Genomic DNA, 13,320 nt, shown 5'->3' with positions numbered 1-13,320 from the left:
CCTGACGACAAAAAAACGGCGCCCGCGGGCGCCGTTTGTCATTGCGGCGAAACGATTCAGTCGGCCTCGTCGATCCAGGCCTGCTGGATCGCCTCGAGGATGCGCTCGCCGCAGTGCTTGGGGTCGTCGTCGAACTCGGGCAATGCGACCACCCAGTTCATCAGGTCGACGAAATTGATGCGCAGCGGGTCGACCTCGGGGTGACGGTCGGCAAGCTGGATCGCGATTTCCTGTACGTCGGTCCACTTCATCAGTGATGCTCCCGGGCCATGTTGATGGTGTAGCGCGGAATCTCGACGACCAGCGGCGTGTCGCCCACCTGCGCCTGGCACGACAGGCGCGACTGCGGCTCCAGCCCCCAGGCCTTGTCGAGCAGGTCTTCCTCTTCCTCGGTCGCCTCGTTGAGTGCCTCGAAGCCCTCGCGCACGATGACGTGACAGGTCGTGCATGCGCACGACTTCTCGCAGGCGTGCTCGATCTCGATGTCGTTGGCGAGCAGGCTGTCGCAGATCGAGGTGCCGGGTTCGGCCTCGATGACGGTGCCATCCGGGCACAGTTCGACGTGCGGCAGGACGATGATCTGGGTCATAGGGAAATCTCGTTGACGTTGCGGCCCGCGAGCGCGGACCGGATGCTCTTGTCCATGCGTCGCGCGGCGAACTCGTCGCTCACCTGCGCCAGACGCTCGATGCCGGACTTGATCGCGCGGTGATCGTCGCCGTCGCGCAGCGCGCGCAGTTCGGCAACGGCCGCGTCGATACGTGCGCGCTCCTCGTTCGAGAGCAGCTCGAAATCGACACGCAGCGCCTGCTCGACGGCCTCGATCGCACGATCGGCCTCGACCACCTGTTCGCGCAATGCGCGCGCGTTCATGTCCTCGCCGGCGTGCTCCATGCCATCGCGCAGCATCTGTGCGATCTCGTCGTCGCCCAGACCATACGAGGGCTTGACCGCGATGCTCGCCTCCACCCCCGAGGACAGCTCGCGTGCCGACACCGACAGCAGACCGTCGGCATCGACCTGGAAGGTCACGCGGATGCGCGCCGCCCCGGCCGCCATCGGCGGGATGCCGCGCAGTTCGAAGCGTGCCAGCGATCGGCAGTCGGAGACCAGCTCGCGCTCGCCCTGCACCACGTGGATGGCCATCGCGGTCTGGCCGTCCTTGAAGGTCGTGAATTCCTGCGCGCGCGCGGTCGGCAGGGTCGAATTGCGCGGCACGATGCGCTCGGCCAGTCCGCCCATGGTCTCGATGCCCAGCGACAGCGGAATCACGTCGAGCAGCAGCCAGTCCTCGTCGGCGCTGCGATTGCCCGCCAGCACGTTGGCCTGGATCGCCGCGCCCATCGCGACAACGCGGTCGGGGTCGAGGTTGTTGAGCGGCGCGCGACCGAAGTGGTCGGCGACCGCAGCCTGTACGTGCGGCATGCGCGTGGCGCCGCCGACCATCACCACACCGGCGACGTCTTCGGGATCCAGGTTCGCGTCGCGCAGCGCCTTGCGCACCGGCGCGAGGGTGCGACGCACCAGATCGGCGGTGATGCGCTCGAAGGTCTCGCGCGTCAGATCCACGTCGATCTGCTGCCCGTTGGCGAGCTTGATGCGCACCTGCGTGCGTTCGCTCGTCGACAGTGCTTCCTTCGCGCTACGTGCCAGCCGCAGCAGGGTACGCACGTCGCCATCGTCCGGGGTTGCGATGTCGGCACTCTCGACAATCCACTCGTAGATGCGGTGGTCGAAGTCGTCCCCGCCGAGCGCGCTGTCACCATTGGTGGCGAGCACCTCGAAGATGCCGCGCGAGAGCTTGAGGATGGAAATGTCGAACGTGCCCCCGCCCAGATCGTAGACGGCGAACACGCCTTCGGCAGCATTGTCCAGGCCGTAGGCGACGGCCGCTGCGGTCGGCTCGTTGAGCAGGCGAAGCACCTCGACACCGGCCAGCCGGGCGGCATCCTTGGTCGCCTGACGCTGCGCGTCGTCGAAATAGGCGGGCACGGTGATGACGACGCCGGTGAGCGCGCCACCCAGGGACTCCTCCGCCCGCTGGACGAGCGCCTTGAGGATCTCGGCCGAGACTTCGACCGGGCTCTTGACCCCTTGCCGGGTGCGCAGGCGCAGCATGCCCTCGCCATCGGCGAACTCGTAGGGCAGCGATTCGGGATTCGCCAGGTCGGCCAGGCCGCGCCCCATGAAGCGTTTGACCGAAGCGATGGTGTTGGCCGGATCGGCCGAGGCATGCGCCAGCGCCTCGGCGCCGACATCCACCCCGCCGTCCGCACGGTAGTGCACAACCGACGGCAGGAGAATAGCGCCCTGCGCGCCAGGCAGGCATTCGGCGCTGCCGCTGCGCACGGTGGCGACAAGCGAGTTGGTAGTGCCGAGGTCGATGCCCGCGGCAAGGCGGTGCCGATGCGGCTCGGCCGCCTCGCCCGGTTCGGCGATCTGCAGTAATGCCATGTGTCAGTTGTCCAGCGCCTCGAGGGCGTCGTCTATTTCGTGTCTGAGCTTGTCGAGGAACATCAGCCGTCGCACGGACTCGGCCGCAGCGGCCACGTTCTCCTCGTCATCGAGCTGGCGAGCGAGGGTGTCCACGAGTTCGCGGGCGTGGCCGCGCAAGCGATGGTGCAGATGTTCGAGGGCGCTCCCGTCGGCGGCCTGCTCGGCCTCCTCGACCGCCTCGCGCCATTCCATTTGTTCCATCAGGAACTCGGGGGACATTGCGGTGTTGGTTTCCACGCCGACATCGTGCCCGGCCAGCTCGACCAGATAGCGTGCGCGCGAGAGCGGCTTCTTGAGCGTGTCGAAGGCTTCGTTGACGCGGGTGGCCCACTGCATCGCCCGACGCCGGTCGGCGTCGGGCAGATGCGCGTGGCGGTCCGGATGAACCGTGGAATGCAGCTCGTGATAGGCCGATTCCAGCGTCGCTTCGTCGATGCGAAAGCGCCTCGCCAGTCCGAACAGTGCGAAGAAGTCCTGCTGCAGGTCGTTGGCCATCGTCCCTCAGACGTTGAAGCTCTCGCCGCAGCCGCACTCGTCCTTGACGTTGGGGTTGTTGAACTTGAAACCTTCGTTCAGCCCCTCGCGCACGAAGTCGAGTTCGGTGCCATCGAGATACGGCGCGCTCTTCGGGTCGATCACCACGCGTACGCCGTGGCTCTCGAACACCAGGTCCTCGGGCTGAGCCTCATCGACGAACTCGAGCTTGTAGGCCATGCCCGAACAGCCGCTGGTGCGCACGCCCAGGCGGATGCCGAAGCCCTTGCCACGCTTGCTCAGATAGTTGCCGACGTGCTTCGCTGCCCGCTCGGACAGCGTCACGCCACGGGTCGCGATCTCGGCCATGGGCTCAGGCCTCGTGCTTTTTCTTGTAGTCGGCCACCGCCGCCTTGATGGCGTCCTCGGCGAGGATCGAGCAGTGGATCTTGACCGGCGGCAGGGCCAGTTCCTCGGCGATCTGCGTGTTCTTGATCGACAGCGCCTCATCGACGGTCTTGCCCTTGACCCACTCGGTAACGAGCGAGCTGGACGCGATCGCGGAGCCGCAACCGTAGGTCTTGAACTTGGCGTCCTCGATGACGCCACCCGCGCCGACCTTGATCTGCAGCTTCATCACGTCGCCACAGGCCGGGGCGCCCACCATGCCGGTGCCCACGCCATTGTCGTCCTTCGTGAAGGAGCCGACGTTGCGGGGATTCTCGTAATGGTCGAGTACTTTTTCGCTATATGCCATTGCTGTCTCTCCTGGTGAATCCGGCCGGCTCTCAGTGAGCCGCCCATTGTACGGTATCCAGATCGATGCCTTCCTGGACCATCTCCCACAGCGGGGACAGTTCGCGCAGCTTGCCGATGCGCTGACGGAGCAGGTCGATCGTGAAGTCGATTTCCTCGACGGTGGTAAAGCGACCGATCGTGAAGCGGATCGAGCTGTGCGCCAGTTCGTCGTTGCGACCCAGTGCGCGCAGCACGTAGGACGGCTCCAGACTGGCCGAGGTACACGCCGAGCCCGACGACACGGCGACATCCTTGATCGCCATGATCAGCGACTCGCCTTCGACATAGGCGAACGAGATGTTCAGGTTGTGCGGCACGCGGTGCTCGAGGTCACCGTTCACGTACACCGCTTCCATGTCCTTGAAGCCGTCGAGCAGGCGGTCGCGCAGCATGCGGATGCGCTCGTTCTCGGCGCCCATTTCGAGACGCGCGAGACGAAAGGCCTCGCCCATGCCGACGATCTGGTGCGTCGCCAGCGTGCCCGAACGCAGACCGCGCTCGTGGCCGCCGCCGTGCATCTGTGCCTCCAGGCGCACGCGCGGCTTGCGACGCACGTACAGCGCACCCACGCCCTTGGGGCCATAGGTCTTGTGTGCGGAGAACGACATCAGGTCGACCTTCAACTCCTGCAGGTCGATCGCGACCTTGCCGGTGGCCTGCGCGGCATCGACGTGGAAGACGATGCCCTTGTCGCGGCAGATCTCGCCGATCTCGGCGATCGGCTGGATCACGCCGATCTCGTTGTTGACCATCATCACCGACACCACGATGGTGTCCGGCCGCAGGGCCGCCTTGAACTGTTCGAGGTCGATGAGGCCGTTTTCCTGAACGTCCAGATAGGTCGCCTCGAAGCCCAGCCGCTCGAGTTCGCGCACGGTGTCGAGCACTGCCTTGTGCTCGGTCTTGACCGTCAGGATGTGCTTGCCCTTGCCCTTGTAGAACTGGGCCGCGCCCTTGATCGCGAGGTTGTTGGACTCGGTCGCGCCCGAGGTCCAGATGATCTCGCGCGGATCGGCACCGACCAGCGCGGCGACTTCGCCCCGCGCATCCTCGACGGCCTTCTCGGCGTCCCAGCCGAACGCGTGCGAGCGGCTCGCAGGGTTGCCGAACTGTTCGGTCAGCCAGGGAATCATCTTCTCGGCGACGCGCGGATCGACCGGAGTCGTGGCCGAATAGTCGAGGTAGATCGGGAACTTCATCATCGTGTATCTCCAGAACCTGTGTTGATCGTGATTCGTCAGACCGCCACCGCGGCCAGTTGTCTCAATTCCGCGACCTGGCGTGCGAAGGTCTCGGCAAAGCGTTCGACGTCGTCGGCCGTGGTGGCGGGCCCGAGGCTCACACGCACGGCGTTGCGCGCCAGCGTCTCCTCGACGCCCATCGCGGTGAGCGTGTGCGAGGGCTCGGGGTTGGCGCTGGAACAGGCCGATCCGCTGGCGCAGGCGAAACCGGCGCGGTCGAGCTTGCCGACCAGCGTCTCGCCGTCGATACCCTCGACCGCGAAGAAGCTGGTGTTGGGCAGCCGCTCAGCCTCGCGCGCGAAGATTCGCGTACCCGTCTCGGCGAGCAGCGTCTCCAGCCGATCGCGCAAGCCGCCCAGGCGCTCGCGCTCGTCCCGCGCCCTTGCCGCAGCGAGTTGGCAGGCCACGCCGAAGCCGACGATGGCCGCGACGTTCTCTGTGCCCGAGCGCAGACCACGCTCCTGGCCGCCGCCGGCGATCAGCGGCGCAAGTTCCACCCGCTTGTCGAGTACCAGCGCACCAGCGCCGATCGGCCCGCCGATCTTGTGCGACGAAATCGTCATCGCGTGCACGCCCAGCGCACGAAAGTCCACATCGATCTTGCCCAGCGCCTGCACCGCATCGGTGTGCATCCAGCCGCGTCCGCGTCGAACCTCAGACGCCAATTCGGCGATCGGCTGCAGCACGCCGGATTCATTGTTGGCGAGCATCACCGAGATCAGCGCCGGGCGTCGTTCGAGCACCGCCTGCCAATGGCCGCGATCGATGCGTCCGGCCGTGTCGACCGCAAGTTCGATCACTTCCCAGCCGGCGCGTCGCAATTGCTTCGCCGGCTCGCGCACACAGGGGTGCTCGATCGCGCTGATCGCGAGCAGCCCCGGCTTCATGCATGCAGCCGCACCCTTGATGAAGAGGTTGTTGGCCTCCGAACCGCCGCTCGCAAACACCACCTCGGTAGGGTGTGCCCCGACCGCAGCGGCCACGCGTTCGCGCGCCTCGTCGATCGCGGCACGCGCCTGACGGCCGTACTCGTGACGGCTCGACGCATTGCCGAAGCGCTCGCCCAGCCACGGCAGCATCGCCTCGCGCACCTCGGGTGCGAGCAGCGAGGTGGCGTTCCAGTCGAGATAGGCGGGTGCGAACATGGTGCCCATCCTCAGACCGCCGCCGCCTCACGCAGCGAAATGGTCGCGCGCCGGCGCACGTCCTTGATCACGTTGACGTCCGGGTCGGCCTTGATTTCGTGATTCACGAGCGCGGACAGCGTCACCGAATCGAGATACTCGTACATGCGCTTGTTCAGATTGGCCCACAGGTCGTGCGTCATGCAGCGGTGCTCATCGTGACAGTTGAGCTTGCCGCCGCATTGCGTCGCATCGAGCGGCTCGTCAACGGCGACGATGATGTCGGCAACCGTAATGCCGTCCATGTCGCGCGCCAGTCGATAGCCGCCGCCCGGCCCGCGCACGCTGGAGACGAGCTTGTAGCGGCGCAGCTTGCCGAAGAGTTGCTCAAGGTACGACAGGGAAATCTTCTGGCGCTCCGCGATGCCCGCGAGCGTCACTGGCCCGTCGCCTTCGCGCGACGCCAGATCGATCATCGCAGTCACTGCGAAACGTCCTTTGGTGGTCAGTCTCATGGTGGATCCTCGCGCTGTGAGCCGTCTCGGGCAATACCCGAACATTTCGGTCAACTATAAGGTACCCGACAAAAACGGTCAACTAATCAATCGACCATCCTGGACACCTTCTGCGGGTCGAACGCGTCGCTGCTCTCGATGGTTTCATCGAGCTGGATGCCCGCCTTCTCGAGGCGCTCGACCAGCACCTGGATGCGCCGATCGGTCTCGACGGCGTGATCGAGAAGCGAATGCATGGCCTTGGCCAGCGGGTCGTCCATGCCGCGCGTCACGCCATAAGCCGAAAAGCCGATCTCCTCGGCCTTCTTCTCGCGCGCCACATCCCGCGGATCGCGTGCCTCGCGCCCTTCCCCGCGGTCGCTGTCGAGGATACGCGCCGGGTTGCCCACGGCGGTCGCACCGGCAGGTACCGGCTTGATCACGACGGCGTTCGAACCGATCTTCGCGCCATCGCCCACCTCGAAGCCACCCAGCACTTTCGCCCCGGCGCCGACCACGACGCCCTTGCCCAGCGTCGGATGCCGCTTCTCGCCGCGATACAGCGAGGTACCGCCCAGCGTCACGGCCTGGTAGATGGTGCACTCGTCGCCGACCTCGGCGGTCTCGCCGATCACCACGCCCATGCCGTGGTCGATGAATACGCGCCGACCGATCACCGCACCGGGGTGGATCTCGATGCCGGTCAGAAAGCGCCCGACGTGACTGACGAAGCGCCCCAGCCAGAACAGGCGATGCGTCCACGCCCAGTGCGCGAGGCGATGCGTGAGCAGCGCATGCACGCCGGGATAGCACGTCAACACCTCCCAGGTGGAACGTGCAGCGGGGTCGCGCTCGCGCACGCTGGCAAGGTCTTCACGCAGTCGACTGAACATGGACGCTTCTCTCCCGGCAGCTCCGGCGGTGTGCGCCGGACTTCGTGTCTCAATAGCCGAGTATTTTAATCAAGTTTGCGCTGCAATGCAGCCAGCAGACCGCGCAGGATGTTGATTTCGTCGCGTTCCAGGCGGGTGCGACCGAACAAGCGGCGCACCCGCGGCAGCAGCCGCTTGGAGGTGGCCGGGTCGTAGAACTCGGCTGCGCGCATGACCTCTTCGAGATGCGCGTAGAAGCCCTCGATGTCCTCGAAGCGCGCGGCCTCGGACGGCGCCTCGGGCAGTTCCGGGACGAGTGCGGCCAGACGCAGCTCGTAGCACAGCAGTTGCACTGCCGAGGCCAGATTCAGCGATGAATACTCCGGATTGGCCGGAATCGTCACCGGCAGCGTGCACAGCGCGACGTCCTCGTTCGACAGGCCCGAGGATTCGGTGCCGAATACCAGGGCGACCTCCCCGGCCTGCGCGTGGCGAACCAGTTCGGGAGCGGCCTCCCGCGGCAGCGCCAGCGGCACGGACAGTTCGCGCCGGCGGGCCGTCAGTGCAGCCGACATCACCGTGCCTTCGAGCGCATCTGCAAGCGTCGGCACCACGCGAGCAGCGTGCAGCACGTCCAGCGCGCCCGATGCGCGCGCGTCGGCGACCGGGTCGGGAAAGGATTCGGGCGCGACCAGTACCAGACGGGTCAGGCCCATGGTCTTCATCGCGCGCGCGGCGGCGCCGATGTTGCCGGGATGGGAAGTGCGGGAAAGGACCACACGAATGCGGTCGAGCAGGCCGGATTGGGGCATCTGGAATGTGCTTGTAGTGCGCTCCGCGCGGAGATTCGCGGCGCGAAAACGGTTAGAATGCGCGGTCGTTCGATACCCATCGGCGCCGCTTTTCCGCTAGGGGGCGGCGCACAGCAGAGACCTCTCCCCCATGCATCCGATCCTGAACATCGCAGTCAAGGCAGCCCGCCGCGCGGCGAGCGTCATCAACCGCGCGTCGCTGCAACTCGATCTCGTCACCGTGCAATCGAAGGCGCCCAACGATTTCGTCACCGAAGTCGACCGCGCCGCCGAGGCAGCCATCATCGAGGTGCTGCGCGACACCTATCCGGACCATGCGATTCTAGCAGAGGAGTCGGGACGCTCCGGCGAGTCGGAGTACTGCTGGATCATCGACCCGCTCGACGGCACCACCAATTTCATCCACGGCTTCCCGCAATACGCCATTTCGATCGCACTGGCGAAGAACGGTTCGGTCGAGCACGGCGTCGTCTTCGACCCGGTGCGCAACGAACTGTTCACTGCCTCCAGGGGCGCGGGCGCCTTTCTCAACGACCGTCGCATCCGCGTGTCGCGCTGCACCCGCCTGGCAGACTCGCTGATCGGCACCGGTTTTCCGTTCCGCAGCGACGACGATCTGGAAGCCTACATCGGCGCGTTTCGCGAACTCACGCAGAAGACTTCCGGCCTGCGCCGCCCGGGCGCCGCGGCGCTGGACCTGGCCTGGGTCGCCTGCGGGCGCATCGACGGCTTCTGGGAAGCCGGCCTGCAGATCTGGGACATGGCCGCCGGTGCGCTGCTGATTCAGGAGGCCGGCGGCCTGGTCACCGATTTCGACGGCGACTCCGGCCATCTCGACAGTGGCCGCGTCGTCGCCGCCCCTCCGAAGCTGTTCGCACAGTTGCTGCCCATCGTGCAGAAACACATGCGCGCGCGCTGAACGCCGCCCCGCCCGCCTTGTCCCGAGCCGCCGCCACGCCCGCCTTCGACGAATCCTCCATCGCCGGCCACACGCCGATGATGCAGCAGTACCTGCGCATCAAGGCGCAGTATCCCGACCTGCTGCTGTTCTACCGCATGGGGGACTTCTACGAGCTGTTCTTCGAGGATGCCGAGCGCGCCGCGCGCCTGCTCGACATCACGCTGACCACGCGCGGGCAATCCGGCGGCGCGCCGATCCGCATGGCCGGCGTGCCCTTCCATGCCGTCGAACAGTATCTGGCGCGACTCGTGAAACTGGGCGAATCCATCGTGATCGCCGAGCAGGTGGGCGAGCCCGGCGCGACCAAAGGGCCCATGGAGCGCGCCGTGAGCCGCATCGTCACGCCCGGCACGCTCACCGACGCGGCCCTGCTCGACGACCGACGCGATGCCTTGCTGTTGGCACTGACGCTCTCGCGCGGCACGCTGGGGCTGGCCTGGCTCAATCTGGCCAACGGCGATCTGCGCGCGATGGAGTGCCCCGCCGAGCAGCTTGCCAGCCAGTTCGAGCGCCTGCGCCCGGCCGAGGTGCTGATTCCCGACGGTCTCACGCTGCCCCTGCTCGACACGCTCGCGCCCACCACGCGCCGCCTGCCCGACTGGCAGTTCGACGCGGCCAACGGCACGCGCCTGCTCACCGCCCATTTCGCCACGCAGGATCTGGCCGGCTTCGGCGCCGACGAACTCGACACCGGGCTGGCCGCGCTCGCCGCGCTGTTCGAGTACGCCAGTGGCACGCAGCGCCAGGCGCTGCAACACGTCACCACGCTCACGGTCGAGCACGAATCCGCGACCCTGCGCCTGGACGCCGCGACGCGGCGCAACCTGGAACTGACCGAGACCCTGCGCGGCGAGGCCTCGCCCACGCTGCTCTCGCTGCTCGACTGCTGCGCCACCAGCATGGGGTCGCGCTGGCTGCGCCATGCCCTGCATCATCCGCTGCGTGAGCGCGCACATGCCGCGCAGCGTCACGCCACGGTGGCCGAACTGATCGGCGACGGCGATGGCCGTCGCCTGGGCGACGTACGCAGCGCCCTGCGCGGCATTGCCGACGTCGATCGCATCACGGCCCGTGTGGCACTGCGCAGCGCGCGCCCGCGCGACCTCGCGGCGCTGCGCGAGGCGCTGGCCGCCCTGCCCTCGCTGCAGTCCGCGATCGGTGTGGCCGAGGCCGACCTGCTGGCCGGTATCCGTGCCGATCTGACACGACCGGATGCCGCCTGCGAGTTGCTCGTCCGCGCAATCGACGCCGAGCCGGGGGCAATGGTGCGAGACGGCGGCGTAATCGCACCGGGCTTCGACGCCGAGCTCGATGAACTGCGTGGCATCCAGAGCAACTGCGGCGAGTTCCTGATGGCGCTCGAGGTGCGCGAGCGCGAACGCAGCGGCATTTCGACCCTCAAGGTCGAATACAACCGCGTGCACGGTTTCTACATCGAGGTCGGGCGCGTGCACGCCGACAAGGTGCCCGACGATTACCGTCGGCGCCAGACGCTGAAGAACGTGGAGCGCTACATCACGCCGGAACTCAAGGCCTTCGAGGACAAGGCACTGTCCGCGCAGGAGCGCGCGCTGGCGCGCGAGAAGCTGCTCTACGACGAAGTGCTCGAAGCGCTGGCGGGCGAGATTCCGGCGCTGCAGCGCATCGCGCGCGCGCTCGCATTGCTCGACGGGCTGGCCGCTTTCGCGGAGATCGCACTGCGCCACGACTACTGCCGCCCGGTGTTCGTCGATTCACCGGGACTGGAGATCGAGCGCGGCCGCCATGCGGTGGTCGAGCGCGAAGTCGAGAACTTCATCTCCAACGACTGCCGCCTGAGCGCGACGCGCCGCATGCTGATGATTACCGGCCCGAACATGGGCGGCAAATCGACCTTCATGCGCCAGGTCGCACTGATCGTGCTGCTCGCGCATGTGGGCGCCTTCGTACCGGCATCGGCCGCGCGCATCGGCCCGGTGGACGCCATCTTCACGCGCATCGGCGCCTCCGACGACCTGGCCTCGGGGCGCTCGACCTTCATGGTCGAGATGACCGAGGCGGCGGCCATCCTGCACGGCTCGACCGAGCACAGCCTGGTGTTGATGGACGAGATCGGACGCGGCACATCGACCTTCGACGGCCTCGCGCTGGCCTTCTCGATCGCGCGTGCCCTGCTCACGCACAATCGCTGCATGACGCTGTTCGCAACCCACTACTTCGAACTGACGCGGCTCAACACCGAGTTTCCCGAATGCGTGAACGTGCATCTGGACGCGGTCGAGCACGGCCACCGCATCGTCTTTCTGCACGCGCTAGAAGAAGGCCCGGCGAGCCAGAGCTACGGCATCGAGGTCGCCGCCCTGGCGGGCGTGCCGGCACCGGTGATTCGCGAGGCACGCCGCCGTCTGCGCGCGCTGGAAAATCGTGAAATCGGCAACGGGCCGCAGCCGGATTTGTTCGCCGCCGTGCCCGACGATGAACCGCTCTCGCTCTCGCATCCGGTGCTCACCGCGCTCGACGAGATCGACCCCGACAGCCTGTCGCCGCGCGAGGCGCTCGAACGCCTGTATCTGCTCAAGAGGATGCTGTGAACTCGATCGACATCAGCGAGAAGAACGGAGTACGTTATCTGCACTTCGGTTCGGAATGGGTACAGGGCGCGATGCGTCTGCGCGAGCCGGTTGCACTGGAACTGCAGTACGCGCGCGACATACTGTGTGGTCTGCTGCTGCGCCCCTCGCCCTGGCCGCGCGAGGCGCTTACGATCGGTCTCGGCGCGGGATCGCTGACGAAGTTCCTGCATCGCCACTGCGCGCACACCTGGCAGACCGTGGTCGAGATCGATGCGCGCGTTTACGCGGCCGCGCGCCATCTGTTCGAGCTGCCCGCGCCGGACGCACGACTGTCCATCGAGATCGGCGACGGTGCAGCCTTCATCGAGGCCGACGGGCCGGCCTTCGACTGCATCCTGGTCGACGGCTATGACGCCGAGGCGCGCACCGGCGCGCTCGACACGGCCGCGTTCTACGCCGCCGCCCGCAAGCGGCTCTCACCGCAGGGGCTGATCGCCGTGAACCTGTTCGGGGATGCGCACGGCTTCGACGCAAGTCTGGCGCGCATCGTCGACGCCTTTGGTGAACGGGTACTGGCCCTGCCGCCGTGCAACAGCGGCAACGCCATCGTGCTGGCGGCAGTGGGCGAGCCAATCGAATGCGCGCTGGATGTATTGCACGAGCGTGCAGACGCATTGCGTAAGCGAACCGGCCTGGATCTGACGACTACGCTGTCGCGTCTGGAACGCAGCGGGCGCGTTCCGGGCGACACCCTCATCCTCTGAAGCTCAGGGCGATTCGGCTTCCGAAGCCGCTTGGACCTTCGCCAGCCACAAACAATGTCCGGCGGCTTTCTCGATGTCGGCCAGCACCGCCGCGTGCGCTGCGCGCTCGGCATCATTCGCACGCAATACCTTGAGTCGCGGCCGGTCCGGCGCAACGCTGCGCGCGGGCATGTCGGCCCCGTTGGATGGCTCTTCGAGCGTGATCGCCAGCGTCTCCTGGCCGCGCGTCATCGCCAGGTAGACCTCGGCGAGAATCTCTGCGTCGAGCAGCGCCCCGTGCAGCGTACGGTGGCCGTTGTCGATGTCGTAGCGCTCGCAAAGCGCATCGAGCGAGGCCTTCTTGCCGGGGTTCTGCTCCTTGGCGAGCCTGAGCGTGTCGATCACGCCGTGGCAGAAGCTGGCGACGTTGCCGCGCCCACAGCGCGACAGTTCGGCGTTGAGAAAGCCGACGTCGAAACTGGCGTTGTGGATGAGCAACTCGGCTCCGGCAACGAAGGCTTCGAAGTCGGCCGCGATGGCCTCGAACTTCGGCTTGTCGGTGAGAAAGTCCAGGCTGATGCCGTGCACGGCCTCGGCCTCGGCGTCGATTTCTCGCTCCGGATTCAGATAAACGTGGAAATGCCGACCGGTCAGGCTGCGGTTGACCAGTTCGACACAGCCGATCTCGATGACGCGGTGTCCGTTGCGCCAGTCCAGACCGGTGGTTTCGGTATCGAGGACGATTTGTCGCAT

15 protein-coding genes are annotated in these 13,320 nt (G+C 66.7%); 3 read left to right on the top strand and 12 right to left on the bottom strand.

Features of this window, described 5'->3' with window-relative positions; all coding sequences use genetic code 11:
* Nucleotides 1-56 precede the first annotated feature (56 nt).
* The 11 genes from iscX to C0099_RS07815 all read right to left on the bottom strand — a co-directional run bounded on the left by iscX (nt 57) and on the right by C0099_RS07815 (nt 8,311).
* Nucleotides 57-251: a Fe-S cluster assembly protein IscX gene (iscX, locus tag C0099_RS07865; RefSeq protein ID WP_102246919.1), complete on the bottom strand. Its 195-nt coding sequence runs from the start codon at nt 249-251 to the stop codon at nt 57-59.
* On the bottom strand, nt 251-589 hold the full coding sequence (fdx, locus tag C0099_RS07860; protein WP_102246918.1) for an ISC system 2Fe-2S type ferredoxin: 339 nt from the start codon (nt 587-589) through the stop codon (nt 251-253). Before fdx ends, iscX begins: the two co-directional genes overlap by 1 nt.
* Nucleotides 586-2,454, bottom strand: a complete 1,869-nt coding sequence (gene hscA, locus C0099_RS07855) for a Fe-S protein assembly chaperone HscA (RefSeq protein WP_102246917.1) — start codon at nt 2,452-2,454, stop codon at nt 586-588. The genes fdx and hscA overlap by 4 nt, the downstream gene beginning before the upstream one ends.
* A 3-nt stretch (nt 2,455-2,457) precedes the next feature.
* Nucleotides 2,458-2,991: a Fe-S protein assembly co-chaperone HscB gene (hscB, locus tag C0099_RS07850; protein ID WP_102246916.1), complete on the bottom strand. Its 534-nt coding sequence runs from the start codon at nt 2,989-2,991 to the stop codon at nt 2,458-2,460.
* 6 nt (nt 2,992-2,997) lie between these two features.
* Nucleotides 2,998-3,339, bottom strand: coding sequence for an iron-sulfur cluster assembly protein IscA (iscA, locus tag C0099_RS07845; RefSeq protein WP_102246915.1), 342 nt, complete (start codon nt 3,337-3,339; stop codon nt 2,998-3,000).
* 4 nt (nt 3,340-3,343) lie between these two features.
* Nucleotides 3,344-3,727, bottom strand: coding sequence for a Fe-S cluster assembly scaffold IscU (gene iscU, locus C0099_RS07840; RefSeq protein WP_102246914.1), 384 nt, complete (start codon nt 3,725-3,727; stop codon nt 3,344-3,346).
* Between the two features lie 31 nt (nt 3,728-3,758).
* Nucleotides 3,759-4,970, bottom strand: coding sequence for an IscS subfamily cysteine desulfurase (locus C0099_RS07835; protein ID WP_102246913.1), 1,212 nt, complete (start codon nt 4,968-4,970; stop codon nt 3,759-3,761).
* 35 nt (nt 4,971-5,005) lie between these two features.
* Nucleotides 5,006-6,154, bottom strand: a complete 1,149-nt coding sequence (locus C0099_RS07830) for a cysteine desulfurase family protein (protein WP_102248431.1) — start codon at nt 6,152-6,154, stop codon at nt 5,006-5,008.
* A gap of 11 nt (nt 6,155-6,165) precedes the next feature.
* Nucleotides 6,166-6,648, bottom strand: coding sequence for a Fe-S cluster assembly transcriptional regulator IscR (gene iscR, locus C0099_RS07825; RefSeq protein ID WP_102246912.1), 483 nt, complete (start codon nt 6,646-6,648; stop codon nt 6,166-6,168).
* A gap of 86 nt (nt 6,649-6,734) precedes the next feature.
* Nucleotides 6,735-7,520, bottom strand: a complete 786-nt coding sequence (cysE, locus tag C0099_RS07820) for a serine O-acetyltransferase (protein ID WP_102246911.1) — start codon at nt 7,518-7,520, stop codon at nt 6,735-6,737.
* Between the two features lie 65 nt (nt 7,521-7,585).
* Nucleotides 7,586-8,311 carry an RNA methyltransferase gene (locus C0099_RS07815; RefSeq protein ID WP_102246910.1) on the bottom strand — a complete coding sequence of 242 codons (726 nt, stop codon included), beginning with the start codon at nt 8,309-8,311 and terminating at the stop codon, nt 7,586-7,588.
* A 130-nt stretch (nt 8,312-8,441) separates the two neighbouring features.
* On the opposite strand from C0099_RS07815, the gene C0099_RS07810 reads away from it, so the two are divergent.
* The 3 genes from C0099_RS07810 (at nt 8,442) to C0099_RS07800 (ending at nt 12,588) form a co-directional block, all read left to right on the top strand.
* On the top strand, nt 8,442-9,230 hold the full coding sequence (locus C0099_RS07810) for an inositol monophosphatase family protein (protein WP_102246909.1): 789 nt from the start codon (nt 8,442-8,444) through the stop codon (nt 9,228-9,230).
* 80 nt (nt 9,231-9,310) lie between these two features.
* Entirely contained in the window at nt 9,311-11,842 is a 2,532-nt protein-coding gene (mutS, locus tag C0099_RS07805; RefSeq protein WP_408634134.1) for a DNA mismatch repair protein MutS, read from the top strand.
* Nucleotides 11,839-12,588, top strand: a complete 750-nt coding sequence (locus C0099_RS07800; protein WP_228151554.1) for a spermine/spermidine synthase domain-containing protein — start codon at nt 11,839-11,841, stop codon at nt 12,586-12,588. The genes mutS and C0099_RS07800 overlap by 4 nt, the downstream gene beginning before the upstream one ends.
* A gap of 3 nt (nt 12,589-12,591) precedes the next feature.
* On the opposite strand, the gene dnaQ is transcribed toward C0099_RS07800, so the two are convergent.
* Nucleotides 12,592-13,320 carry a DNA polymerase III subunit epsilon gene (gene dnaQ / locus C0099_RS07795; RefSeq protein WP_102246908.1) on the bottom strand — a complete coding sequence of 243 codons (729 nt, stop codon included), beginning with the start codon at nt 13,318-13,320 and terminating at the stop codon, nt 12,592-12,594.

It is taken from the genome of Pseudazoarcus pumilus (assembly GCF_002872475.1).
Classification (GTDB): Bacteria; Pseudomonadota; Gammaproteobacteria; order Burkholderiales; family Rhodocyclaceae; genus Pseudazoarcus; species Pseudazoarcus pumilus.
Note: the sequence above shows the minus strand (reverse complement) of the source record. Positions and strands in the feature narration are given on the sequence as shown.